This window comes from Nocardia sp. NPDC051052 (assembly GCF_044456045.1).
Lineage (GTDB): Bacteria > Actinomycetota > Actinomycetes > Mycobacteriales > Mycobacteriaceae > Nocardia.
The window spans coordinates 305,331-329,724 of the sequence record NZ_JBITFL010000003.1; the positions used below are offsets into that span (position 1 = coordinate 305,331).

General features: G+C 66.4%; 27 protein-coding genes. 17 read left to right on the forward strand and 10 right to left on the reverse strand.

Annotated elements, in window-relative coordinates:
• Positions 1-5 precede the first annotated feature (5 nt).
• On the reverse strand, positions 6-1,043 hold the full coding sequence (locus ACIBCN_RS11685) for an LLM class F420-dependent oxidoreductase (RefSeq protein WP_396991469.1): 1,038 nt from the start codon (positions 1,041-1,043) through the stop codon (positions 6-8).
• A gap of 142 nt (positions 1,044-1,185) precedes the next feature.
• Between ACIBCN_RS11685 and ACIBCN_RS11690 the strand changes: the two genes are divergently transcribed.
• Genes ACIBCN_RS11690 through ACIBCN_RS11710 form a run of 5 tightly spaced genes read left to right on the forward strand, consistent with a single transcriptional unit; the run spans position 1,186 to position 5,743 of the window.
• Complete coding sequence (locus tag ACIBCN_RS11690) at positions 1,186-2,175, forward strand: Zn-ribbon domain-containing OB-fold protein (protein ID WP_396991872.1); 990 nt, start codon at positions 1,186-1,188, stop codon at positions 2,173-2,175.
• Positions 2,176-2,200: 25 nt separating this feature from the next.
• The gene (locus tag ACIBCN_RS11695; protein WP_396991873.1) at positions 2,201-3,268 is read left to right on the forward strand and encodes a thiolase domain-containing protein; all 1,068 of its coding nucleotides are present in this window, start codon (positions 2,201-2,203) and stop codon (positions 3,266-3,268) included.
• The gene (locus tag ACIBCN_RS11700) at positions 3,265-4,431 is read left to right on the forward strand and encodes a thiolase domain-containing protein (protein WP_396991470.1); all 1,167 of its coding nucleotides are present in this window, start codon (positions 3,265-3,267) and stop codon (positions 4,429-4,431) included. The genes ACIBCN_RS11695 and ACIBCN_RS11700 overlap by 4 nt, the downstream gene beginning before the upstream one ends.
• Before the next feature lie 5 nt (positions 4,432-4,436).
• The gene (locus ACIBCN_RS11705) at positions 4,437-5,327 is read left to right on the forward strand and encodes a TIGR03619 family F420-dependent LLM class oxidoreductase (protein ID WP_396991874.1); all 891 of its coding nucleotides are present in this window, start codon (positions 4,437-4,439) and stop codon (positions 5,325-5,327) included.
• Positions 5,324-5,743, forward strand: coding sequence for a nuclear transport factor 2 family protein (locus ACIBCN_RS11710; RefSeq protein WP_396991875.1), 420 nt, complete (start codon positions 5,324-5,326; stop codon positions 5,741-5,743). Before ACIBCN_RS11705 ends, ACIBCN_RS11710 begins: the two co-directional genes overlap by 4 nt.
• Before the next feature lie 85 nt (positions 5,744-5,828).
• Here ACIBCN_RS11710 and ACIBCN_RS11715 read toward each other — a convergent pair whose 3' ends face one another.
• Positions 5,829-7,130, reverse strand: a complete 1,302-nt coding sequence (locus tag ACIBCN_RS11715; protein ID WP_396991876.1) for a cytochrome P450 — start codon at positions 7,128-7,130, stop codon at positions 5,829-5,831.
• A gap of 97 nt (positions 7,131-7,227) precedes the next feature.
• Here ACIBCN_RS11715 and ACIBCN_RS11720 point away from each other — a divergent pair, with 97 nt between their 5' ends.
• The gene (locus tag ACIBCN_RS11720; RefSeq protein ID WP_396991471.1) at positions 7,228-8,391 is read left to right on the forward strand and encodes a steroid 3-ketoacyl-CoA thiolase; all 1,164 of its coding nucleotides are present in this window, start codon (positions 7,228-7,230) and stop codon (positions 8,389-8,391) included.
• 362 nt (positions 8,392-8,753) lie between these two features.
• Positions 8,754-9,170 carry a helix-turn-helix domain-containing protein gene (locus tag ACIBCN_RS11725; protein WP_011207048.1) on the forward strand — a complete coding sequence of 139 codons (417 nt, stop codon included), beginning with the start codon at positions 8,754-8,756 and terminating at the stop codon, positions 9,168-9,170.
• A gap of 303 nt (positions 9,171-9,473) precedes the next feature.
• Here the strand turns inward: ACIBCN_RS11725 and ACIBCN_RS11730 are convergent, their stop codons facing one another.
• The 5 genes from ACIBCN_RS11730 to ACIBCN_RS11750 all read right to left on the reverse strand — a co-directional run bounded on the left by ACIBCN_RS11730 (position 9,474) and on the right by ACIBCN_RS11750 (position 13,942).
• Positions 9,474-10,484: a hypothetical protein gene (locus ACIBCN_RS11730; RefSeq protein WP_396991472.1), complete on the reverse strand. Its 1,011-nt coding sequence runs from the start codon at positions 10,482-10,484 to the stop codon at positions 9,474-9,476.
• Positions 10,481-10,996, reverse strand: coding sequence for an ImmA/IrrE family metallo-endopeptidase (locus ACIBCN_RS11735; protein WP_396991473.1), 516 nt, complete (start codon positions 10,994-10,996; stop codon positions 10,481-10,483). Before ACIBCN_RS11735 ends, ACIBCN_RS11730 begins: the two co-directional genes overlap by 4 nt.
• A gap of 11 nt (positions 10,997-11,007) precedes the next feature.
• Positions 11,008-12,033, reverse strand: coding sequence for a hypothetical protein (locus ACIBCN_RS11740; protein ID WP_396991474.1), 1,026 nt, complete (start codon positions 12,031-12,033; stop codon positions 11,008-11,010).
• A gap of 176 nt (positions 12,034-12,209) precedes the next feature.
• Positions 12,210-13,121: an SDR family oxidoreductase gene (locus ACIBCN_RS11745; RefSeq protein WP_396991475.1), complete on the reverse strand. Its 912-nt coding sequence runs from the start codon at positions 13,119-13,121 to the stop codon at positions 12,210-12,212.
• Between the two features lie 32 nt (positions 13,122-13,153).
• A complete protein-coding gene (locus ACIBCN_RS11750) occupies positions 13,154-13,942 on the reverse strand; it encodes an SDR family oxidoreductase (protein WP_396991476.1) in 789 nt (262 codons plus the stop codon).
• Positions 13,943-14,041: 99 nt separating this feature from the next.
• Between ACIBCN_RS11750 and ACIBCN_RS11755 the strand changes: the two genes are divergently transcribed.
• The 5 genes from ACIBCN_RS11755 (at position 14,042) to ACIBCN_RS11775 (ending at position 18,230) form a co-directional block, all read left to right on the forward strand.
• A complete protein-coding gene (locus tag ACIBCN_RS11755; protein WP_396991477.1) occupies positions 14,042-14,806 on the forward strand; it encodes an enoyl-CoA hydratase family protein in 765 nt (254 codons plus the stop codon).
• An 89-nt stretch (positions 14,807-14,895) separates the two neighbouring features.
• Positions 14,896-15,780, forward strand: a complete 885-nt coding sequence (locus tag ACIBCN_RS11760; RefSeq protein WP_396991478.1) for a CoA transferase subunit A — start codon at positions 14,896-14,898, stop codon at positions 15,778-15,780.
• A complete protein-coding gene (locus tag ACIBCN_RS11765) occupies positions 15,777-16,586 on the forward strand; it encodes a CoA-transferase subunit beta (RefSeq protein ID WP_396991479.1) in 810 nt (269 codons plus the stop codon). The genes ACIBCN_RS11760 and ACIBCN_RS11765 overlap by 4 nt, the downstream gene beginning before the upstream one ends.
• A complete protein-coding gene (locus ACIBCN_RS11770) occupies positions 16,583-17,644 on the forward strand; it encodes a nitronate monooxygenase (protein ID WP_396991480.1) in 1,062 nt (353 codons plus the stop codon). Before ACIBCN_RS11765 ends, ACIBCN_RS11770 begins: the two co-directional genes overlap by 4 nt.
• A 256-nt stretch (positions 17,645-17,900) precedes the next feature.
• Complete coding sequence (locus tag ACIBCN_RS11775) at positions 17,901-18,230, forward strand: YbjQ family protein (RefSeq protein ID WP_396991877.1); 330 nt, start codon at positions 17,901-17,903, stop codon at positions 18,228-18,230.
• A 92-nt stretch (positions 18,231-18,322) separates the two neighbouring features.
• On the opposite strand, the gene ACIBCN_RS11780 is transcribed toward ACIBCN_RS11775, so the two are convergent.
• The 3 genes from ACIBCN_RS11780 to ACIBCN_RS11790 all read right to left on the reverse strand — a co-directional run bounded on the left by ACIBCN_RS11780 (position 18,323) and on the right by ACIBCN_RS11790 (position 20,477).
• Positions 18,323-18,484 carry a hypothetical protein gene (locus ACIBCN_RS11780; protein ID WP_396991481.1) on the reverse strand — a complete coding sequence of 54 codons (162 nt, stop codon included), beginning with the start codon at positions 18,482-18,484 and terminating at the stop codon, positions 18,323-18,325.
• Positions 18,485-18,642: 158 nt separating this feature from the next.
• Positions 18,643-19,566, reverse strand: coding sequence for a 3-hydroxyacyl-CoA dehydrogenase NAD-binding domain-containing protein (locus ACIBCN_RS11785; protein ID WP_396991482.1), 924 nt, complete (start codon positions 19,564-19,566; stop codon positions 18,643-18,645).
• Positions 19,563-20,477: a hypothetical protein gene (locus ACIBCN_RS11790; protein WP_396991483.1), complete on the reverse strand. Its 915-nt coding sequence runs from the start codon at positions 20,475-20,477 to the stop codon at positions 19,563-19,565. Before ACIBCN_RS11790 ends, ACIBCN_RS11785 begins: the two co-directional genes overlap by 4 nt.
• A gap of 222 nt (positions 20,478-20,699) precedes the next feature.
• On the opposite strand from ACIBCN_RS11790, the gene ACIBCN_RS11795 reads away from it, so the two are divergent.
• The 5 genes from ACIBCN_RS11795 (at position 20,700) to ACIBCN_RS11815 (ending at position 24,383) form a co-directional block, all read left to right on the forward strand.
• The gene (locus tag ACIBCN_RS11795) at positions 20,700-21,578 is read left to right on the forward strand and encodes a LysR family transcriptional regulator (RefSeq protein ID WP_396991484.1); all 879 of its coding nucleotides are present in this window, start codon (positions 20,700-20,702) and stop codon (positions 21,576-21,578) included.
• Positions 21,579-21,690: 112 nt separating this feature from the next.
• Positions 21,691-22,149 (forward strand): SAV_915 family protein, encoded by a 459-nt coding sequence (locus ACIBCN_RS11800; protein WP_396991485.1) that lies wholly within the window; start codon positions 21,691-21,693, stop codon positions 22,147-22,149.
• Positions 22,146-22,451 carry a DUF6317 family protein gene (locus tag ACIBCN_RS11805; RefSeq protein ID WP_396991486.1) on the forward strand — a complete coding sequence of 102 codons (306 nt, stop codon included), beginning with the start codon at positions 22,146-22,148 and terminating at the stop codon, positions 22,449-22,451. Before ACIBCN_RS11800 ends, ACIBCN_RS11805 begins: the two co-directional genes overlap by 4 nt.
• 22 nt (positions 22,452-22,473) lie before the next feature.
• On the forward strand, positions 22,474-23,799 hold the full coding sequence (locus ACIBCN_RS11810; RefSeq protein WP_396991487.1) for a WXG100 family type VII secretion target: 1,326 nt from the start codon (positions 22,474-22,476) through the stop codon (positions 23,797-23,799).
• Positions 23,799-24,383: a hypothetical protein gene (locus tag ACIBCN_RS11815; RefSeq protein WP_396991488.1), complete on the forward strand. Its 585-nt coding sequence runs from the start codon at positions 23,799-23,801 to the stop codon at positions 24,381-24,383. The genes ACIBCN_RS11810 and ACIBCN_RS11815 overlap by 1 nt, the downstream gene beginning before the upstream one ends.
• The last annotated feature ends 11 nt before the right edge of the window (positions 24,384-24,394 follow it).

Consider the following 24,394-nt stretch of genomic DNA (forward strand, 5'->3'; position numbering starts at 1 on the left):
GTGTTCTACATATCGACAAGGGGTGCGAGCCGACGTAAATGTTCGACATCCGGAGCCGACACCAACATCATGGTGACCCCGGCCGCCGACCAGACCCCGAGTTGCTTACGAACATGCTCCTCGTCGCCGATGATCGCGGTATCCAGAATCATTTCGTCCGGCACCACGGCCGCCGCCTCGGCCTTCTTGCCCGCCATGAACAGCCTGCCGATCTCGTCGACCTCACGTTCGTAGCCCATCCGCCGATAGACCTGCGCGTGGAAATTCTGCTCCGGCGCACCCATGCCGCCGATGTAGAGCGACATGATCCAGCGCATCTTTTCCAGCTCGCTCGCCGCGTCGTCGGTGATCACCACCTGGCAGCTCGCGGCGATCTCGAAGTCCTCGCGCGAGCGGCGCGCGCCGGCCCTGGCGAAACCCTCGTCCAGCCAGTCGTTGTACATGTTCGCCAGCCGCGGCGCGTAGTAGATCGCCAGCCACCCGTCGGCGATCTCCGCGGTCAGCGCCACATTCTTCGGGCCTTCCGCGCCGAGCCAGATCGGCAAATCCGCACGTAGCGGATGCACGATCGGCTTGAGCGGCTTGCCGAGTCCGGTCGACCCCGGACCCGTGTAGGGCAGCGGGTAATTCGGCCCGTCATTGGTGACCGGCGCCTGCCGCTCCAGGATGCGCCGGATGATCCCGACGTACTCGCGGGTGCGCTGCAGCGGCTTGGCGAACGGCTGCCCGTACCAGCCCTCCACCACCTGCGGCCCGGACACCCCGAGCCCGAGGATGGCCCGGCCGCCGCTGAGATGATCCAGCGTGAGCGCGTGCATCGCGGTCGCGGCGGGCGTACGGGCCGACATCTGCACCACCGAGGTACCGAGCCGTACCCGCTCCGTCGACGACCCCCACCAGGTCAGCGGGCCGAACGCGTCCGATCCCCACGATTCCGCGGCGAATACCGCATCGAACCCGGCGTCCTCGGCCGCGACCACCAACTCCCCCGCATGCCGCGGCGGCTGCGCCATCCAGTACCCGAGTTGCAGTCCGAACTTCATGGAACACCCTTTCCGAGACAACTGCTTGCCAGCAGAATAAGAACCTGTTCTACTCGACATTGTGACTCAGGGGAATACTGCATCCGGCGTAATCGCGGATGAGAGAGGGGCGAAATTGAACACTTCGTCGCGCAGCGACTCCATGAGGGGTGGCGGCCGGGCGGCGGGTGGGCACGCCGCACCTGACGTGCTGAGCGCGCCCCTTAGGGTGCGATTCGACTACACCCGATCCGTCGGACCGACGATCGGCAACTTCCTGACCAACCTGCGCGCCCGCAAGGTCGTCGGCGTGCGCGGGTCCGACGGGCGAGTGCTGGTGCCGCCGCCGGAATACGATCCGGTGACCGCCGAACCGCTCACCGAATTCGTCGACATCGCCGATACCGGCACCGTCGAATCGTGGACCTGGGTGCGCGAACCGCTGCCCGGCCAGCCGTTCGACCGGCCGTTCGCGTGGGCGCTGATCCGGCTGGACGGCGCCGACACCGCGCTGCTGCACGCCGTCGACGTCGCCACGCCCGACGACATCCAGACCGGCCAGCGGGTGACCGTCCGATGGGCCGCCGAGACCACCGGCAGCATTCACGACATCGCCTGTTTCGTGCCCGGCGAAAAGTCCGGCGCGCCGACCGAGGTCGCCGCCGATGGCGACCCGATCACCGTGATCACCACGCCGGTCGACCTCAGCTACAACCACACCGCTTCCCCGCAGGAGACCGTCTACCTGCGCGGATTGGCCGAAGGCAAGCTGCTCGGCGGCCGCACCGACGCCGCGGGCAAGGTGTACTTCCCGCCGCGCGGCGCCAACCCGACCGACGGCAGGCCCACCGACGAGGTCGTCGAGCTGCCCGACCACGGCACGGTCACCACGTTCTGCATCGTCAACGTGCCGTTCCTCGGTCAGCGGATCAAGCCGCCGTATGTCGCGGCCTATGTGCTGCTGGACGGCGCGGATATCCCGGTGCTGCACCTCGTACTCGGTTGCGAGGCAAGCGAAGTGCGCATGGGCATGCAGGTGGAAGCCGTGTGGAAGCCGCGCGAGGAGTGGGGCTTCGGGTTGGAGAACGTGGACCACTTCCGCCCCACCGGCGAGCCCGATGCCGAGTACGACACCTACAAGCACCACCTCTGAGAGGCGCACGTTGACTGACAACGACCTGTCTACCCACCCCGCCGCCTCCGCACGCTCCGACGGCTACCGCCCCCCGGAGATCGCGGTCGTGGGATTCGCCCACGCACCGCACGTGCCGGAAACCTTCGGCACCACCAATGGTGTGGAGATGCTGGTGCCCTGCTTCCAGCAGCTCTACAGCCAGCTCGGCATCAACAAGTCCGACATCGACTTCTGGTGCTCCGGCTCGTCGGATTACCTTGCCGGACGGGCTTTTTCGTTCATCTCGGCGATCGACGCGATCGGTGCGGTGCCGCCGATCAACGAGTCGCACGTGGAGATGGACGCCGCCTGGGCGCTGTACGAGGCGTGGGTGAAACTCCGCTCGGGACAGGCGAAGACCGCACTGGTGTACGGCTTCGGCAAGTCGTCGGCGGGCACGCTGCGCCAGGTGCTCACTATGCAGCTCGATCCGTATCTGGTGGCCCCGCTGTGGCCGGATGCGTGGTCTATCGCGGGCCTGCAGGCCAGAGCCGGGCTCGACGCGGGCCGCTGGACCGAACGCGATATGGCGGCGGTGGCCGCGGGCGACGGCGACGTCGAAAGTCTGCTCAACGCACCTTATGTCGCCGACCCGCTGCGCGCCCACGACGTCGCGCCGATCACTGACGGCGCGGCCGCCATCGTCCTCGCGGTCGGCGACCGGGCGCGCGAACTCTGCGAGCGACCGGCCTGGATCACCGGCATAGCGCACCGGGTGGACACCCCGGTGCTCGGCGCGCGCGACCTCACCGTCTCGCCGTCTACTTCGGCTGCGGCGCAGGCGGTTACCGGTGGCGACACCACCTTCGACATCGCCGAACTGCACGCGCCGTTCAGTCATCAGCAGTTGATCCTCGCCGAGGCGATCGGCCTGAAGAACGGCACGAAGGTGAATCCGTCGGGTGGTGCGCTCGCCGCGAATCCGATGTTCGCCGCCGGGCTGGAGCGAATCGGCTTCGCGGCCAAGGCCATCATGGCGGGAACGGCGAATCGTGCACTCGCCCATGCCACCAGCGGGCCCGCGCTGCAACAAAACCTTGTGACAGTTCTTGATTCGGAGGCGAGCCGATGAGCGTCCCGGCCGCGGTGCTCGGCACCGGACAAACCCATCACGTGACGAAAAGAACCGATGTATCGATGGCGGGCATGTGCCGCGAGGCCATCGATCGCGCGCTCGTCGACGCCGGTCTCACCATCGCCGACATCGACGCGGTGGTCGTCGGCAAGGCGCCGGATCTGTTCGAGGGCGTCATGATGCCCGAGCTTTATATGGCGGATGCGTTGGGCGCCACCGGAAAACCGCTGCTGCGGGTGCACACCGCCGGCTCGGTCGGCGGCTCCACCGGCGTGGTCGCCGCCAATCTGGTGCAGGCCGGGGTACACAAGCGGGTGCTCGCCGTCGCCTGGGAGAAGCAGTCGGAGTCGAACGCCATGTGGGCGTTGTCGATTCCGGTGCCCTTCACCATGCCGGTCGGCGCGGGCGCGGGCGGCTACTTCGCGCCGCATGTGCGCTCCTACATCCGTCGATCGAACGCGCCGAGCCATATCGGCGCGATGGTCGCGGTCAAGGATCGCCGCAACGGCGCCAAGAACCCGCTCGCACACCTGAAACAGCCTGACATCACCCTGGAATCGGTGCTGGCCTCGCAAATGCTGTGGGACCCCATTCGTTTCGACGAGACCTGCCCGTCCTCCGACGGCGCGTGCGCCGTGGTGATCGGCAACGAAGAGGCGGCGACCGCGGTCGAAGCCACCGGCAAGCAGGTCGCCTGGGTGCACGGCACCGCGATGCGCACCGAACCGACCACCTTCGCCGGCCGCGATCAGGTCAACCCGCAGGCCGGGCAGGACGCGGCCGCCGCGCTGTGGAAGGCCGCGGGCATCACCGATCCGCTCAACGAGATCGACGTTGCCGAGATCTACGTGCCGTTCTCCTGGTTCGAGCCGATGTGGCTGGAAAACCTGGGCTTCGTGCCGCAGGGTGACGGCTGGAAACTCACCGACAAGGGCGAAACCGAGATCGGCGGCATTCTGCCGGTCAACCCGTCCGGCGGCGTGCTCTCCTCCAACCCGATCGGCGCGTCCGGGCTCATCCGGTTCGCCGAGGCGGCCAAGCAGGTCATGGGGCGCGCCGGTGCCTGCCAGGTCGAGGGCGCGCGCAAGGCCTTCGGTCACGCCTATGGCGGTGGGTCCCAGTACTTCTCGATGTGGGTTGTCGGGTCGGACAAGCCATGAGCGCGCTGCAGTTCACCCTCGGTATCGCGCTGAGCCCGCTGGACCAGCTGCCAGAGCTGGCGAAAACCGCTGAGGAGTGCGGGTTCTCGTCGATCGCACTGCCGGACTCGCTGTTCTATATGAAGTCCGCGGCCGCGAAGTACCCCTACACCGCCGACGGCAGCAGGTTCTGGGGGCCGGAGACGCCATGGGTCGACCCGCTCATCGGGGCGACCGCCATGGCGGTAGTGACCAGCCGAATCCGGTTCTACACCAACGTACTGAAGCTGGGTTCGCGCAATCCGCTGCTGCTCGCCCGCCAGGTCGGTTCGGTGGCCAATCTTTCCGGCAACCGCTTCGGCTTCGGCGTCGGGATCGGCTGGGCACCGGAGGAATTCGAGTGGTGCGGGGTGCCGTACGCGCGCCGCGGTGCCAGGGTCGACGAGATGATCGAGGTCATCAAGCTGGTCCTCGGCGGCGGCATGGTCGAATTCCACGGCGAGTTCTTCGATTTCGATGAGCTGCAGGTCAGCCCCGCGCCGACCGAGCCGGTGCCGTTCTATATCGGCGGGCACACCGAGGCGGCGCTGCGCCGCGCCGCCAGGGTCGGTGACGGCTGGACCTCGGCGATGATGACCTACGAGGAGCTGTGCGGCACCATCGGCAAGCTAGACGCGTTACGTGCCGAATTCGGCCGCGGCGATGAGTCGTTCGAGATCCAGGCGGTGTGCGTCGACCGGTTCGGCCGGCCGGGCTATCAGGATCTGGCGAAGGCGGGCGTGACCGACGCGATCGTGGTGCCCTGGCTCTTCGACGGCATCGGCTTCGACGGCGACCTCGCCGCCAAACAGGACTCACTGCGGCGCTTCGCCGCCGCGAACATCGAGGATCCGATTGTCGCGGAGGTATCGGCATAACAACCACAACGGACCATCCGGCTCGGACTGCCGGGCTCGCCTCACAGGCCGCGGTGCGAGCCAGGGACAAGGCGGCGTGGGTCGCGCTGTTCGCCGAGGACGGCATCGTCGAAGACCCCATCGGCCCTTCGAGTTTCGACCCTGAGGGCAAGGGCCACCGGGGCAAAGAGGCGATCGCGGCGTTCTGGGACAAGGCGATCGCGCAGACCGAGTTGATCGAGTTCCTGTTCGGCGACTCGTTCGCCTGCGGGAACGAGATCGCGTTCACCGGCACCATCCGCAGCACGCTCGGCGGCCATCAGATCGACGCCGATGGTGTCTTCACCTACCGGGTCGATGACACCGGCAAAATCGCCGCGCTGCGGGCATTTTGGGAAGTCGACCGCGCGATGGCCACCGCGAAGAAGATCGGCTGAGCCGAGAACCAACAGGCGAAGGGCCCTCGAACCGGAGTGGGGACTACCGGTGCGAGGGCCCTTTTTTCGTCGGTACCCGCCGGCGTCAGTGCGCGACGGGACAGGTCTTGTAGTCGACCGGGAACTCCTTGATCCCGTTCAGCCAGCCCGAACGTAGCCGCTTCGGGTTACCGACCTTGGTGATATCCGGCAGGTGATCGGCGATGGCGTTGAAGATCAGGTCGACCTCCAGCCGGGCCAGATTCGCGCCGACGCAGAAGTGCGCGCCGGTTCCGCCGAAGGACAAGTGCGGGTTGTCCTTTCGCATGATGTCGAACTTCTCCGGGTGCTCGAAAACGTCCTCGTCGAAGTTGGCCGACCGGTAAAGCATGACCAGCCGCTGCCCCTTCTTGATCTGCACGCCGCCGAGCTCGGTGTCCTCCAGCGCGGTCCGCTGGAACGAGGTCACCGGGGTGGCCCACCGGATGATTTCGTCGGCGGCGGTAGCCGGGCGATGCTGCTTGAACAGCTCCCACTGATCCGGGTTCTCCATGAACGCGTTCATGCCGTGTGTGATGGCGTTGCGCGTCGTCTCGTTCCCCGCGACGGCAAGCATGATCACGAAGAACCCGAACTCTTCCTCGCTGAGCTTGTCGCCGTCGACATCCGCCTCGATCAGCGTGGTGACGAGATCGTTGGCCGGGCATTCCTTCCGCGCCGCCGCCATTTGGTATGCGTAGCCGAGGATTTCGGCCGACGCCATGACCGGGTCGGCGTCATTGTCCGGGTCGTCGTAGCCGGTCATATCGTTCGACCAGGTGAAGACCTTCATCCGGTCTTCCTGCGGGACGCCGATCAGCTCGGCGATCGCCTGCAGCGGCAGTTCACACGCGATCTGTGCGACGAAGTCACCGGTTCCGGACGCGGCCGCCGACTTGACGATCGTCTCCGCCCGCGCCGAAAGTTCCGCCCGCAGACCGTTTATCGCGCGCGGCGTGAAGCCACGGGAGATGATCTTGCGGAGCTTGGTGTGCTCGGGAGCGTCCTTGTTGATCAAGACGAACCGCTGCAGTTCGATCTGCTCGCGGGTGATGTCGTCGTTGAACCGCGGGATGGCGGTGTTCTCGAAGGTGGAGAACACCTCGCCGCGCCTGGATACCTCTTTGACCTCGGCGTGCTTGCTCACCACCCAGAAGCCCTCGTCATGGAAGCCACTGACCTCGACCGGCTGCGGATTCCACCAGACCGGGGCGGTGCGGCGCAGCTCCGCGAATTCCTCGACCGGAATCCGCTCCGCGTAGATGTCGGGGTCTGTGACGTCGAATCCGTCCGGCAGATTCGGCCGGACATTCCGAGGGTCTACCACCAGATGTCTCCTTCGACAAACTGAAACACGTTCTATAATCATTGAAGCATAGGCGGCCGGATCAGGAAAGAAACCGGACAGAACCGCCCAGCAACTACGTGAACTCGTTTCAGTTTCAGTCTCAAACGAAAGGTTGGACATGGGCACACCCGTCATCGTCGAGGCCGCTCGAACCCCCATCGGCAAGCGCGGCGGCTGGCTGTCCGGCCTGCACGCCGCCGAACTGCTCGGCCTCGCCCAGCACGGACTGCTCGAGCGCGCGCACCTGGATCCGGCACTGGTCGAACAGGTCATCGGCGGCTGCGTCACCCAGGCCGGCGAGCAGTCCAACAACGTGACCCGGGTGGCCTGGCTGCATGCCGGACTGCCCTGGCAGGTCGGCGCGACCACCATCGACGCGCAGTGCGGCTCGGCGCAGCAGGCCAATCACCTCATCGCCGGACTCATCGCGACCGGCGCGATCGACATCGGCGTCGCCTGCGGCGTCGAGGCGATGAGCCGAGTTCCGTTGGGCGCCAATGTCGGCGAGCACGCCGGGCCGCGCAGGCCCGCGTCCTGGAACATCGACCTGCCGAATCAGTTCGAGGCGGCCGAGCGGATTGCCAAGCGGCGCGGCATCACTCGCGCCGACGTCGACGAGTTCGGCGCGCGCTCGCAGCGGCTGGCCGGACAGGCGTGGGCCGAGGGCCGCTTCGACCGCGAGGTGCTCACCGTCACCGCGCCCGCGGTCGACAAGGCGGGAAACCTGACCGGCGAGAAGCTGGACGTGGCACGCGACCAAGGCCTGCGCGAGACGACAGCCGAGGGACTGGCGAAGCTGAAGCCGGTGCTGGAGGGCGGCATCCACACAGCGGGCAGCTCGTCGCAGATCTCCGACGGCGCGGCCGCGGTGCTGCTGATGGACGAAAAGGCCGCGCAGCGAGCCGGATTGCGGCCGCGCGCGCGGATCGTCAGCCAGGCGCTGGTCGGTTCGGAGCCGGAGTTCCATCTGGACGGTCCGGTGCAGGCCTGCTCGCGCCTCTTGGAGCGATCGGGTATGACCATCTCCGACATCGATCTCTTCGAAATCAATGAGGCGTTCGCCTCGGTGGCGTTGTCGTGGGCCTCGGTGCACCAGCCGGACATGGACCGGGTGAACGTCAACGGCGGCGCGATCGCGATCGGCCATCCGGTCGGCTCGACCGGATCCCGGCTCATCACAACGGCTTTGCACGAGCTGGAGCGAACCGGCCGCAGCACCGCCATGGTGCTGATGTGTGCCGGTGGCGCATTGGCGACAGGGACCATCATCGAACGGATTTAGGGCCTTCGACCCCCGGAAACGGGATTGTTGAACGTTCATCCCCCAGGCCTGGAAACGTGTCGTACGCCACATCACCGCCTCGACTTGCAACTAGATGAGACGTCAGCTATCTTTCCGCTATCAGGACCGTATCGGGGAAGACCTCCGCGACGGGCCAGAACCGGTCCGTACCTCGGCTTCTCGAGAGCCGTTGGGGTGACCCGCAAACGCGACGGTCCCAGTACCTTCGCCGGACCGGCACCTAGAAGCTTCAAGGAAATCCGGAATCAGGCGTAGGTTTTCAGTTACTGAGCCGCTAATATCAATGATACGTATCCGAGATAACGACTGTTAGTACAGCGAAGGGAATTGGGCGGCTCACAATGGCTGATTTCGCGGCGCGGCTGAACAAGCTGTTCGAAACCGTGCATCCCCCGGGGCGTAAGCCGCACACCAACGCGGAGGTTGCGGCTGCGCTGACTGCCTCCGGACATCCGATCTCGAAACCGTACCTGTCGCAGTTGCGGTCGGGACAACGGACGAACCCGTCCGATGAGACGGTCGCCGCCCTGGCGAAGTTCTTCAAGGTCAAGCCGGACTACTTCTTCAACGACATCTATGCCGCCAAGATCGATCATGATCTGGAGTTGCTGTCCCAGCTGCAGGGCTATGGACTGCGACGGCTGTCGAGTAGAGCGTTCGACCTGTCCGAAGAATCTCAGAACCTACTCACGTCCATGGCGGAGAAGTTGCGAGCAAGTGAAGGCTTGCCCGAAATTCCTCCGGATGGCACCGAATAGGTTCGCTTGCACGACAAGCACAGTGCGGCCCTCCGGGTCGCACTGTGCTGTGTTATGTGTGTGTCCAATGTGGAGCGCAGGACAGGGCATGCCCGGAAAAATAGGGGCGGGCACTGTCAAGGCCTCTGACGTTGTCCCGATCACCGCCGGATGCACGAACATTCGACAAACTTGGAACTAGCTCGCACGCAAGTTTTCCCCGGACAACTGATTTCGACTCAGCCGAATCCGGCACCACTGTCCCGGACTACAGATCTAGTGGCACTCAGCAGGGCCCTGAATACGCGCCAGACCCCTTCGCGCTCAATTTCGGACGTGCTCCAGCGATGTCGCGTCATACGCCTTGGCGATCGCCTGGACCCAGCCGCGCGGACTAATCCCCTCCGGCGGAGCAATCCATCGTGCGTCGACCGCCACATCGCCCAACGGGTTTCTCGCCCACTGCGCCACCGTGTCCGCACGATCGCTCACCGACCGCGGTGGCGGTGCCACCATGGCGAGCACCACACCGCCGCCCGACTGCAGATAAAGAGCGTCCATGATCTGCGCCACTTGATCGGATGCCCGCAACTGAGTCGACGTTCCGGTCTGGTCGTGCGCGACCACCTCGGGGAAGCGACCGATCATGACGCGGTGCAGCAGCCGAATCTGGCGCAGCAGCAGCCGCGCTCGCAGCCACAGCTCCACCACGATCCAGACCGCGCCGAACGCGACGAGCAGGCTCGCGATCTCCCACGCCTGCCATGCCCAGTTCGGCTGCCCCGGCGGCACGGGCGCCGCGTCGGTGAACGCGCGCCGGATCTCCAGCACCGCGAGCACCGCGACGACCGCGGATCCGGTGGTGTAGATCGCGATACCGCGACCGAGTGTGGTCCAGTCGAGGTTGCGCAGACCGGTGATGACGATGAACACCGCGCCGAACGCGACGACCTCCCAGCCGAAGGTGAACGACCACGCGATGGCCGCGGCCACCGCCACCAGACCGATGCTGTAGATCACCATGGCGACCTGACGCAGGTTCTGCCGGGAGACGACCGGCCAGGCGGCCGAGGCGACCACCGAGGTGGCCGTCACGAAGGCGATCCAGGCCGAGACCACTACCCCGTCGGACAGCCAGCCCGCGTGCACGCCGTGCGGGCGCAGGTTGTCGATGGCCACCGCGATCTCGGGGACCGCGACGGTGGCGGCCAGCGCGACGGCGGCGACCGCGACCACGATGGCCACCCGGGCCGTCGTGGCGGGCTTGACCAGCACGCGCCCCACGCGCGCGCCGGCCGCCATCCAGACCAGCAGAGCCGTCAACCAGAGGGTCATCCCAGAGCCTCATCGAATCGAAGGACCGAGACGCCTGCGCCACGGCTGTTGAACACGCGGAGTCGGGTCATCAACATGGCGGCGAAGGTCTCGGCCTCCCACTCGGCGAGCTCGTCCGCGCCGTCGTCGACGATCTGCTGGTGCGCCCGCTGGCTCAGCATGTAGGCGATGAGATCGTCGCTGGCTTCTAGCGTCACCTCGGGCGCTGGTGCGCCCTCGTGGTTGAACACGATGTGCCCCAACTCATGTGCGAGGGTGTGTTCCCGGCTCGGCAGTGACTGGGCCAGCACGATCACGTCGCGATCGGGGTAGAGCCTGCGCTGACCGCACACCCCCGGCCCCAATTCCGCACTGGCGATTTCGATTTCGCGATGCCGCTCGCTCGCGATGGCGAGCACCACCTCGTCGAGGGTGGTGGCATCGGAGTCCGCGGCCACGGCGCACACGGCATCGACGGCCGCCGCCACCCGACGGTAGGACCGCGAGCTGTTCTGAGTCTTGCTATCACTCATGCCAGCACCCCTCACGGCCTCGGGAAGAACATGGCACGGGCGGCGTCGACTCGGGCCTGCGCGGCCGAGGCACCCTGGAAACTCACTGCGCCGGAACCGGCTCCGGCCAGTCCGAGGGCGAGCAGGCCGCCGATCACCGACAGAAGTTTGGGTTTGGGGAGGCCGTCGTTCGCGCTTGTCGGGCGAACGTCGGGGTTCGGCTTGGCGGGTGCCGCCAGCACCGGGGCGGGCGGTGCCGGCGGAGGAGGCGGCGGCGGCACTGCGGCAGGAGCCGCCGCCGGGGCAGGCGCGAGCACCGGGAGCCCGGGGATGCTCGGCAGGACGGGAGCGGGCACCGGCGGCACCGCGATGGGCGGCAGCGCCGGCGGGGCAGGGGGCGCGGGGATCGGGATCAACAGCAATAGCAGCGGGGCGGCCGAACCGACCGCCGCCGAACCGACTGCGGCGGAACCCACTGCGGCAGAACCGGTTGCGGCAGATCCGACGCCCGCAGATCCGACCCCGGCAGAACCGACACCCGCGGAACCGACACCGGCCGATCCAACGCCCGCGGAACCGACGGCAGCCGAACCTGTTGCGCCGACACCGATTCCGGCGGAGCCCACGGCAGCGGAGCCCGTCGCCAGCGCGCCGACTCCGGCCGAGCCGGTGGCACCGAGCGCGGCCGAACCGGTACCGAGGAGGATGCCGAGGCCCGCCGACCCCGAACCGAGCGTCAGGCCGAGTCCGGCGGAACCGGTACCGAGTACCGCGCCCAGCCCGGCGGAACCAGCGGCGCCCGCCGCGGCAGAACCACCGGCCGCCGCGGAACCGGCCGCGGCGGAACCGGCAGCCGCCGATCCGGCAGCGGAACCCGAACCGATCGCGGGGTTGGTCGGCACCGCACTGACATCTGACGGCTGACCGGGCACCGACAGTGGGTGCCACGGATCTCCGGTGTCATAGGGCGGCGGAGCGGGGTCTACGGCGCATGCTGGACAGCGCTCCGAGGGCCGCGCTTCGGCCGCTACCGGGCCGAGCAGCGCAAAGCCGGCCACAGTCCCAGCTACTGCAACCACACGGAACGTGCGACCAACGGCCATGCGCCAAACCTTCCCCTCATTCGCAAAGCGCAGATCTCACCCGGTCGCGACTCTCACACGGGACTTTTAACGGATGGGGGCCATAGTAAACCCCTATCGTCAGGTGCGCAGGAAGAAGGTCGGAAGCCCGATCAGGCCCCGTACACCGGTTCGGGTGGCATACCCTTGGCAATCAGGTCAGCTACCACCGGGCCTAGTTCGGCAGGCGACCACCTGGCACCGCGGTCGACCGCGACACCGTGCCGCCACCCCTCGGCCAGTGCCACTTTCCCGCCCTCGACCTCGAACATGCGTCCGGTGACCGCCGCGGATTGCGCGCTGCCGAGCCAGACGACCAGCGGCGAAATGTTCTCCGGAGCCATCGCGTCGAAGCCGTCCGCCGGCCGCGCCATACTGTCGGCAAACACCGTTTCGGTCATCCGCGTGCGGGCCGCGGGTGCGATGGAATTCACAGTGACGCCGTAGCGGCCGAACTCTGCGGACGCGGTCAGCGTCAGTCCCGCGATGCCCGCCTTGGCCGCGCCGTAGTTGCCCTGGCCGACGCTGCCCTGCAGGCCCGCACCGGAGCTGGTGTTGATGATGCGGCCGTCGACCGGGCGGCCCGCTTTGGACTCACCGCGCCAGTACTCGATCGCGTGCCGCATGGTGACAAAGTGGCCCTTGAGGTGCACGCGGATCACCGCGTCCCACTCGTCCTCGCCGAGGTTGACCAGCATCCGGTCCCGGACGAAGCCCGCGTTGTTGACCAGCACATCCAAGCCGCCGAAGGTGTCCACGGCCTGCCGGATAAGTCGTTGGCCGCCTTGCCAATCCGCGACATCGTCGCCGTTGGCCACGGCGCTGCCGCCGAGCGCCTCGATCTCCGCGACGACCTGTTCGGCGGGGGTCTCGCCGGTCGCGGCGCCGTCGAGCGCCGAGCCGAGGTCGTTGACCACCACGCGCGCCCCGGCCGCGGCGAAGGCGAGCGCGTGCGCGCGTCCGATGCCGCGGCCCGCGCCGGTGACGATGACGGTGCGGCCTGCGCAGATCTGCTCGGTGTCCATAGCGGTGTCCTCTTCGTGTGTGTCCGTTTTATTCAGGACTGCTGGCCGATGGCCGCAGTGGACGCGGCCAGGAAGGCCGGACGCTCGCCACCGCCGTGCACCAGCAGGGCGGCCCCGCTGACGTAGCCGGCCAGCGGGGAGGCCAGGAAGACGGCGCAGCGGCCGACGTCGTCCGGCTCGGCCATCCGGCCGAGCGGAATGGTCTCCCCCACCGCGTCGATGCCTGCCTGGTCGCCGTAGTGCAGTTGGCTCTGCTCGGTGACGACCGGACCGACGACGAGCGAGTTGACCCGCACCTTCGGCGCCCATTCGACGGCGAGCGACGAGGTCAGGCTGTCCATCCCTGCCTTGGCGGCGCCGTAGGCGGCCGTGCCCGGCGACGGCCGGTGGCCGCTGACGCTGGAGATGTTGACGATCGAGCCGCCGTCCGGCTGCTGCTGCATCACCGCGTTCGCCGCCTGGGAAACCAGCAGCGGGGCAAGCAGATTCAGCTCGACGATCTTGGCGTGGAAGTTCTTGCTCGCGGTGGCGGCGAGGGCGAACGGGGCGCCGCCCGCGTTGTTGACCAGGTGGTCGAGCCGGCCGTGCCGCTCGACGACCGCGTCGATCAGCTCGCGCACCGCGTCGGCGTCGCGAATATCACAGGACAGGAATTCGATGGTTCGGCCGTCGGCCTCGATCGGTGCGTCGCCCGGCCGCCGTGCGCAGGCGATCACCGTCGCACCCGCCGCGAGGAACGCCCTGCTCACGCCGGCACCCACGCCACGGACGCCGCCGGTCACCAGAACGACGCGGTCGGCCAGATCGATTTCGAGTGCCACCGTGCTAACCTACCAAGCAACTGCTTGCTTTGCCAATGCTGAGCTCAGGCCGGGCCGGGTCGATACGACGGGCCGTGGCCGCCATGAAGGGATAGGGCGATGGGGATCAACCGTCACTCCGAATCAACCGGCATCACCGTGGTCACGGTCGACTATCCGCCGGTCAACGCCATACCGACGGACGGTTGGTTCGATATCGCCGATGCCGTCCGGGAGGCGGGCCGGGACAAGGAAACGCGAGTCGTGGTGCTGCGCGCCGAGAATCGCGGTTTCAACGCGGGCGTCGACATCAAGGAGATCCAGAGCAAGCCGGGTCATCAGGCCCTGATCGACGCGAATCATGGCTGCTTCGAGGCCTTCGCGGCGGTATACGACTGCCCGGTGCCGGTGATCGCGGTGGTGCAGGGCTTCTGCCTCGGCGGCGGGATCGGCCTGGTCGGCAACGCCGACGTCGTGATCGCCTCGGACGACGCCACTTTCGGCCTGCCCGAGGTGGACCGCGGCGCGCTCGGCGCGGCCACCCACCTGTCCCGGCTGGTGCCGCAGCACCTGATGCGAGCCCTGTTCTACACCGCGAGCACCATCACCGCGCAGCAGTTGCAGCACTTCGGCTCGGTGTATCAGGTGGTGCCGCGCGCCGAACTCGACGCCGCGGCAATGGAAGTCGCCAAGAACATCGCGGCCAAGGACGGCCGGGTGATCCGGGCGGCGAAGCGGGCGCTCAACGGCATCGATCCGCAGGACGTGCACCGCAGTTACCGGTACGAGCAGGGATTCACCTTCGAACTCAATCTCGCCGGTGTCGCCGACGAGATCCGCGCGCGGTTCGACGACGATCTGGCCGCGCGTAAGTCCGAGCAGTAACGGCGGCGTGCGCGCAGGCCCGGAGGCGGCAGCCTGCGTAACCACGAAGGGACCGGGAACGCCGCCAATCACACACGGAGCGGAAAGTCATGCGAGACAAGCGAATGTCGCTCGACGAGGTCGTCGGCGAGTTACGCAGCGGAATGACCATCGGGATCGGCGGCTGGGGGTCGCGGCGCAAGCCGATGGCGCTGGTGCGGGCCATCCTGCGGTCGGATATCACCGACCTGACGGTGGTCGGTTACGGCGGACCGGATCTGGGGCTGTTGTGTTCGGCGGGCAAGGTGCGCAAGGCGTACTACGGCTTCGTGTCGCTGGATTCGGCGCCGTTCTACGATCCGTGGTTCGCGCACGCCAGGACCTCGGGCGCGCTGGTGGCGCGGGAGATGGACGAGGGCATGCTCAAGTGCGGGCTGGAGGCGGCCGCGGCGCGGTTGCCGTTCCTGCCGATCAGGGCCGGGCTCGGCTCGGATGTGCCGAACTTCTGGGACGGTGAATTGCGCACGGTCGCTTCGCCTTACCCCGATGCCGAGGGACAGACCGAGACCTTGATCGCGATGCCCGCGCTGAAACTCGATGCGGCGCTGGTGCATCTGAATATCGGTGACCGGCACGGCAATGCCGCTTACACCGGCGTCGACCCGTATTTCGACGACCTGTACTGCCTGGCCGCCGAACGGCGCTACGTGTCGGTCGAACGGATCGTCGAGACCGATGAGCTGGTGAAAACCGTTCCACTGCAATCGCTGCTGCTCAATCGGATGATGGTCGACGGCGTCGTCGAGGCGCCCAACGGCGCGCACTTCACCCTGGCCGGGGACAGCTACGGACGGGACGAGAAGTTCCAGAAGCACTATGTGCAGTCGGCGAAGACACCCGAGGCGTGGCAGCAGTTCGTCGACAAGTATCTGGCCGTCTCCGAGGACGAGTATCAGGCGGCCGTACGCGAGTTCGCCCAGGAGGGTACGAAATGACAGCATCGCGAAGCGATTCAGTGGGCGGTGACGGTCAGGCTACGGGCGGGCCTGCCACCGAAACCATTACCCGTGCCGAAGTGTGCGCGGTCGCCTGCGCGGATATCTTCAGTGGCGCGGGCGAAATCATGGCCAGCCCGATGTCGCCGATGTCGATCATCGGTGCCCGCCTCGCCAAGCTGACCACCGAACCGGATCTGCTGCTCTCCGACGGCGAGGCGCTGCTTTTCGCCGACACTCCCCCGCTCGGCGGCAAGGCACCGATCGAAGGCTGGATACCGTTCCGTCGCGTGTTCGATGTGGTCGCCTCCGGTCGGCGGCACGTGGTGATGGGCGCCAACCAGATCGACCGGTACGGCAATCAGAACCTGTCCGCGTTCGGCGCGCTGCAGCGGCCGACCCGGCAGATGTTCGGCGTCCGTGGCGCGCCGGGCAACACGATCAATCACTCGACCAGCTACTGGGTTTCGCGGCATACCAACCGGGTGTTCACCGACAAGGTCGACATCGTCTCCGGCGTCGGCTACGACAAGGTCGACCCGGCCAACCCCGCCTTCCGGTTCCATCATCTGCATCGAGTGGTCACCAACCTGGGCGTCTTCGACTTCGAGGGACCCGACCACACCATGCGGGCCCGCAGCCTGCACCCCGGCGTCACCGCCGCCGAGGTCGCCGAGAACACCTCGTTCGAGATCCACGGACTGGCCGACGCCGGAGCATCCCGGCTGCCCACCGTCGAGGAACTGCGGCTGATTCGGGACGTGCTGGATCCCAAGAAGATTCGCGAGACCGAGGTGCCGGCATGACCGGCAGGTTGCGGACACCGCTGACTGAGCTGGTCGGCATCGAGCACCCCGTGGTGCAGACCGGCATGGGCTGGGTGGCGGGCCCCAGCCTGGTCGCGGCCACCGCCGAGGCGGGCGGTCTCGGCATCCTCGCCTCGGCCACCATGACCTATCCGGAACTCGGAGCGGCGATCGCGAAGACGAAGGCGCACACCACGAAACCGTTCGGCGTGAACATCCGTGCCGACGCTTCGGACGCGGTCGAGCGCATCGATCTGCTGATCCGGGAAAAGGTGGCGGTCGCGTCGTTCGCACTCGCGCCCAAGCAAGATCTCATTGCCAAGCTGAAAGACGCGGGCGTGGTGGTCATTCCGTCGATCGGCGCGGCCAAGCACGCGGTGAAGGTGGCGGCATGGGGCGCCGACGCGGTGATCGTGCAGGGCGGCGAAGGCGGCGGGCACACCGGCCCGGTGGCCACCACCCTGCTGCTGCCGTCGGTGCTGGACGCGGTCGATATCCCGGTGGTCGCGGCGGGTGGCTTCTTCGACGGTCGCGGCCTGGCCGCGGCGCTGGCCTACGGTGCGGCGGGCGTCGCGATGGGCACCCGCTTCCTGCTCACCCAGGAGAGCACCGTGCCCGAGGCCGTCAAGCAGGAGTACCTGCGCAGGCAGCTGCAGGACACCGTGGTCTCCACCAAGGTCGACGGCATGCCGCACCGAGTGCTGAACACCGAATTGGTGCAGCGCCTAGAGCATTCGGGCCGCGCCCGGGGGCTGACCGCCGCGGTGGCCAATGCCGCCAAGTTCAAGAGCATGACCGGCATGAAATGGTCCACTCTGGTTCGTGACGGACTGAGTATGCGAAAGACCAAGGACCTCACCTGGTCTCAGGTCGTGATGGCCGCCAATACGCCGATGTTGTTGCGCGCCGGTCTGGTCGAGGGCAACACCAAGGCCGGGGTGCTCGCCGCCGGTCAGGTCACCGGCATCATCGAGGATCTGCCGACCTGTCAGGAACTCATCGACCGCATCGTCGCCGACGCGGTCGCCCGGATCGAAGCGCTGCAGAAGAACCTCTGAGTCCATGCCGCGAATACCCCGCTCCGGCCCAGGGAGCGGGGCACTTCGCGGTGCGCATTACCGGTACCCACCCGCACGCGCAAGCCGGGCAAACCGCGGTCGCCGCGCACCTCGCAGTGCCCGTAGCATCCCGCTCATGAACCAGCCGATGCCCCCGCAACAGCCGCACTATCCGCAGCAGCAGCCCGGATACCAGCAGCAACAGCCACCGGGGTACCAGCAGCAACAGCAGCCGCAGCCCGCACCGCAATTCCCGATCCTCGTCTCCACGATGAACGACGTACCTGGCCACCGGGTCGTCCGGGTATTCGGCGAAGTAGCGGGCCTGACCGTGCGCAGCCGCGGCATCGGCTCCAACCTCGCCGCGGGCTTCCGCTCGCTCGGCGGCGGCGAGATCACCGAATACACCCAGCTGCTCTACCAGTCCCGCCACGAGGCGATCATGCGAATGTGTCAGCACGCCATGTCTTTCGGCGCCAACGGCATCCTCGCCATGCGCTTCGACTGCAACGAGATCGCCAACACCATGAGCGAGGTCGCGGCCTACGGAACCGCGGTGCTGCTCGAGCCCGCCGACAAGCCGTAGCTACCTGGCGAGCCATTCCGGTCGGCCGGAGCCGAGTGGCATCAGACCGAAGGGGTACCGGCCCGGTGTCTGCGACATCTGTATCTGATCGGTCACGCCGCGCCGGGGCAGTCCAGCCGGTGCGGCGCCTTGCGCAGGTCCATGCTGATGTCCTGGCCGGGGCCACCGCGAAGTCGCCACAGCTTGGCCATACCGACCGACTTGGCGACCAGCGCGATGCCGGGCGCCGAAGCCAGACTCAGCGTGCTCGGCACGATCGGTTCGGCACCGACGAAGCTGATCTCGCCGCCGGAGTCCGCGGCGGTGAGGACCGACGCCGCCGAGCACCTCCTGCAATTCGGCGTGCGGGTCGACCGGCTGATTCTTGTTGTGCAGCGCGTTCTTCAGACGTTGGGTGAGCATGGCTGTCCTCTCAGACGCTCGGGCTCGGGTAGACGGCCGGCCGGTCGTCGAGCTTCGCCAGTGCTTCGAGCACCGCGTTCGTCCGGCGATCTCGCTTGGCCACCAGGCGCTGATAGTTCTGTTCGCCGGAACCGTATGTGTCCTCGATGTTTTCGATGAGTTCCGCCATCGCCTCGGGTTCCGACGACGGCTTGCCCGCCTCGATCTTGCCTACCTCCGCGCCGACCCCGGCGAACAGGTGCTCTGCCCCGCCGGGCCCGCCGCCGAGGACATTGCCTTCGAAGAGGCCGATGGTGGCCCAGCGCAGGCCGATGGAGTTCTGCAGGATGGTGTCGAGATCCGCGACGCTGACCACGCCGGACTGCACCAGATAGGTCGCCTCGCTGCTCAGCACCTTCTGCAGCCGGTTGGCCACGAATCCGGGGAGTTCCTTACGGATAACGACCGGCACGCGGTCGAGCTCGGTGTACAGCGCGACGGCGCGGGTGACCGTCGATTCGTCGGTCTTCTTGCCGGGCAACACCTCTACGAGCGGCATGAGCTCCGGCGGGTTGAAGGGATGCCCGACCACGATGCGCCCGGCGCTGTCCAGGTCGGCCGCGATGAGGGACGCGGTGATCGACGAACTGGAGGTGGCCAGCACCGCGTCGGCGGGTGCGGTACGCAGGATGTCGGTGAATATCTGTTGCTTGACGGGCAGCCGCTCGGGGCCGTTTTCCTGGACCAGATCGGCGTCGCGCACTGCCTCGGCCGGGTCTGCCGTCCAGGAAATGCGATCGTCCTCGCCGAATTCGGACTCGACGAGCTCGCCGAGGTCGGGACGCGGATCGGTGATCGTCACCCGCCAGCCGTGCCGGTGGGCCAGTCGGGCCCAGGACAGACCGATAACGCCCGCGCCGACCACGGCCATGGTGCGTGACTGTCGAGTGCTCATTGAACACCTATGATTCCGGTCAGTGGCTGACCCTCGAATTTCGCGATGACGCTGTCGGATGAGCCGTCCAGGGCGACCGCGCGAACGCTGCCGCCGAGATCGGTGACATAGGCGAAGCCTGCCTCGATATCGACGGCAAGCCCGATGGCCTCGGCGAAGCCGCGGGCCAGTATTTCCGGCGCACCGCCGGACTCGCCGCGCGCTGGAATCGGCGCGCGATTGAGCGTGTTACCTGCGGGCTCCGCGCCACGATCGGTCCAGTAGAGGTAGTGGTTCGCGGTGTCGAGCCAGAGGTCGATCGGCTCGGGCCGGTGTTCCCACAGCACCTCGATATCGGTGCGGGTCGCCGCCGTCTGTCCTTCCGGCATAACGAGATTCGCGCGGAAAATGCGCCCACGACCGCCCTTGGCCGGGCCTTTCTGGGTCCAGTACAGCGCGTTCCCGGCCGGATCGATGGCGACGCCGACGCATTCCTCGGCCTTGTCTCCGGTCGCGGGATTGACCACCAGATCGGTGAGTCCGGTGCCGTCGAGGCGGGACCGGCTCACCCGGCGACCTTCGCGGTCACTCCAATAGAGTTGTCCGGCAACGAAATCGGCGTCTAGTTGCTTGCCGGTGGTCAACGCGCCCGCCGGAAGAACCTGTCTGCGCTCGGCGCCGTCGAGTGCGGCGGACTCGACCGAACCGTTCTTCGGCGTGAAGTCGACGTTGTGTTCGTCGACGGGAAGGGCGGGATCGACATCGGGCGCACCCATGGTGGTCCAGTAGATGCGTCCGGCGGCTCGGTCGTAGGCGATGCCGTCGGGAACCGGGCCCGCGTCGCCGACAACCGTCGTGACGGACGCGTCGGTCAGATCGATGCGGTCGACGGTGTTGTGCGCGAGGTTGAGCACCAATAACGCCTGGAACACGAGGCACCTCCATGGTGTTGCCGCCTGCTCAGCGGGTCGGCTTCCACGCTAATTCGATAGGTCAGCTAACGGAATTACTATGTTCCACAGTGTGATTATGTCCATGCTGATAACAATAGGAAACGGCGTCTAGCTGCGACTTTATTGCACTGGTCGAATTGTCGGAAATGTCGGAGCAAGCCAACCGAATCACGACATGGTCAGATAGTTACCATGTCGCAAATGGAGATCTACCATCTGCGCTACTTCCTGACCGTCGCCAGAGAACTGAATTTCACCAAGGCGGCCCAGGCGTTGCAGATGTCGGTTCCACCGCTCAGCCAGCGCATCAAAGCGCTCGAAACCGAACTCGGCGCGGCACTGTTCGAACGATCGACCAGGCACGTCCGGCTGACCCCGACCGGCGAACGGCTGGTGCCACTGGCCCTGTCCATCGTCACCGACTTCGACGCGCTGCCCGGTCGGCTGACCACACCCGATGTCGCGACGGTCGACGTGCGCTTCGCCATCCCGGAACTGCTCGGCGCCGACATCAGCCACCGGCTCACCACCGCGATGACCGACCTGGCCGCCGACTACACCTTCTCGCTGGAGCAGCTGCGCTCGGCCGACATCGGGGCAAGCCTGCGCAGCAACCACATCGACCTCGCCCTGTCGCACATCCCGTCCTCCGGGTCGGGGGTCGAGTCCGTCGTCATCGCCACCGACTCGATGGGCGTCCTGGTCGATGCCACCCTGTTCGGCGGGCGAACCTCGTTGCGAGTGGCCGACTTACGCGGTTTCACCCACATTCAGGGCCCCAAACATTGGGAACTCACTCTCGGCGACCGAACGCGGGCCGCCCTGTCCGGCGCGGGCATCAGCGAGGGCCGAGGCCGTTTCAAGACGGTCGACGGCATGCTGATGATGCTGCGCCAAACCCGCGCCTTCATCATCGCCCCTTTCGATTCCGAGGGCCTGCACGCCGTCGACCGAGCCGAGTTCCGCTTCCTCCCCGTCGGAGACCTGAACCTCGACGTCAGCACCGCCCTACTCTGGCGCGGCGACGACCCGCGGTTCACCCGGCTCGCCGCCGAGCTCGCCGCCCGCCTGTCCGGCTAGACCGCGGGCGACCAGCGCCCTGTTTGCGTATCGGGACACAGGGCCGGGCGCGATCTGTTGCCGCTCGACGAACCCGCGGAGTACTTTCGACCAAGGCTGACAGGGGGCTATCTTGCCAAAAGACACCTACGGGCTCTATGACGACGCCCCAGATGATTACTGGGACGACGATGACCAGATCAGTAAGCCGAAGTCGGCGGTGCAGAAGCCGCTCAGCTATTCCCCGTCCCCACCCGATCTAACCGTGCCGACGGAGCCGCCGACCCGGATCGGAGTATCGCTACCACCGGTTGTCGTGGTTCCCGCTCATCCGCGGCCGGACGGTAGTGGGGCCTACTTCGAACTCAGCGCTCAGGTAACCGGCCAGCCCGTTGTGGTCGTGTTCTCCACCGTCGAACGGCTCATCGAACGTCTCGGTAGCTACCAACCATGGATCATGACCCCCGCCGCGGAGTTGTCGAACCTGCTCGGTACGACCGCATTCACGGTCGTGCTCGACCCATCGGAAAAGGTATGTCGCGTTCAGTGGACAGCTGAACGGCTGCGCGCCTTGAAGGAGTACCGACCATGAGTGACTGGATGCAGGTCGTCCTCGATGACCTCACAACGATGGCCCAAACCTTCGATGACGAGGCCACCGCTTACGAACGCGCGGTACCGAAGTTCTTACCGGGGACGGCGGTCGAATCCGGCGATGCCACCCTGAACGAGGCCATGAAGGGTGCCTTGGATCTCTTGGAGATTCTTCATCATCAGATGGTCCGCACGATCCAGACGCACTCCGAGAAGCTCGCATACGCGCGTGACTCGTACGAGCGCCACGATATCGACAACCGCAAGCTGTACGACGATTTGACCAAGAGCCTGGACTGAACGGCCGAGGGGGAATTATCAGATGAGTTGGATCGGCGGCGATCTCGGCGGACTTCAGTCCATGGGCACCATAATGAAGGCCGCCCAGGAATCCACGGACGACATCGTAAAAGCGCTGGGTAACCAAGTCGACAAGGTCGTTGGTGACGCCGGTTATTCGGGCAATGCCGCCGACGCGTTCCGTAAGGCATGGACCAGCACCTCGATTCAGGTGGGCGGCCTCGCCACTGTCACCAGCGGCATCGGCCAGACCATCGCGACCCTGGGCGATCGGTTGCAGCAGATCGAGGCGGACCTCTACAACGCCGCCTACGAGGCCAAAGGCCAAGGCGCGCAGATCGATGACAACGGCAAGCCGCTCATCCTGGCCATCACCGGTGACCCGGACTCGGACAGCGCGAAGAATGCACGGCAGGCCCAGGTCGACTACACCGATGCTTACAACTCCGCGATCACCATCGCGCAGGGCTATCGGTTACAGGCGGCGAAGGATATCGCCGATGCGATCAAGCCCGTCCAACCTACTGGCAAGGACAGCGACTTCACCTGGGACAAGCGCATCACTATCGCCGACTACCTGCGCGGCTTGTACGCGGTGCCGAACGAGCGAAACTCGCAATGGGCCAAGGACCTGCCGGACAAGGTCAAATCAGCGCAGACCGGGCTCGAGAAGGCACGGGCCGACTGGAATACCGCCAATGATGCCTACCACGCTCAGAACAAGATGATGCCTTTTGACGACCCCGCTCGAATCAACCACATCGAGGCGTTCAAAGACCTGAGGGACCTCAACACCAATCTTGCTGCGGCGGAGGCGAACAAAGGTGAACTGCCCGCGTCGAAGGCCTTGAATGTCAAGGTTGGTGATATCGACAAGCTGCTTCCGGAGTTATCGAAGGTAGCGCCGAAGGGACTCGAGTTCATGAAGAACATCCCTGTCGTCGACGTGGCAGCGTCGGGATTGGTCGCCGAACTTCAGGCACAAGATGACATTGAAAAAGGGCAGAGCCCAACCAAAGCACGAACCCAGGACTATGGGGCTGCCGCGGTTGGCTTGGCGGCAGGCGCCGGGACCGCCGTAGGGATCGGCGCAGCCGCGACATTCGCCGGTTTCACCGCACCTGCGTGGGGCACGGCACTGGCCGCCGGTTTTGTCGTGGTCGGCGTAGGAGACGTCGCCTACGAAGGATTCCATGAACACTGGAGCGAAGACATCCACGACCGCGGCGTATGGAACGGAACAATGCAGGGACTCGGCAGCACCTTCGCCAACACAGGACACGATATCGGAGACCTCGCTTCCAGTGCCAAGGATGCGGCAACCAGCGTCTGGCACAAGATTTTCTGATGGTCCCCAAGTCGATGCGACACCCCGGGCTCGAGTTCCCACGTATCCCGTTCCTCGGAACCAGTTGGTACGGCAGAGGATTCGTCTACTGGATCAGGCGCGCCATGGCCACACTCTTCGTCGTCCTCGTATGCGTGTTCCCGGTGTGGGGCGTCGGCATCGTCATCGACCTCATAGCCCGCGATACGCGAGGTCCAGCCAGAAGCGGCTTACTCGCAGTCGCGATACTGGTGATCTGCTGGAGTTTCTACACTGGCTTCCGATCAATTGCCCAAACGAAGCGGGAAGAACATCTACTCCTGACCGGTCAGCAGGACGATGGAGGGGCGAAGAAAGCACAGCGGGCGGGTAAAGGCGCGGGCCTCGGCCTCGGTGCGGCCGCTTACGGCGGCGCCCCAATCGCTGGAGCAATCCTCGTGGTCGGTCAGCTGTTCATAGTCGGCTGGTTAGCCGCTCTGCTGATAAAGACTCTCGGGCGCTACTCCGGCCCACCGGAGATCCGCGCCATCCTGGCCGTCCGGGACTGGTACCAGCAGCATCCCGAGATCCCGAACGACCAGCGACCGACGCAATTCCGACAATGAGATTCGCGGCA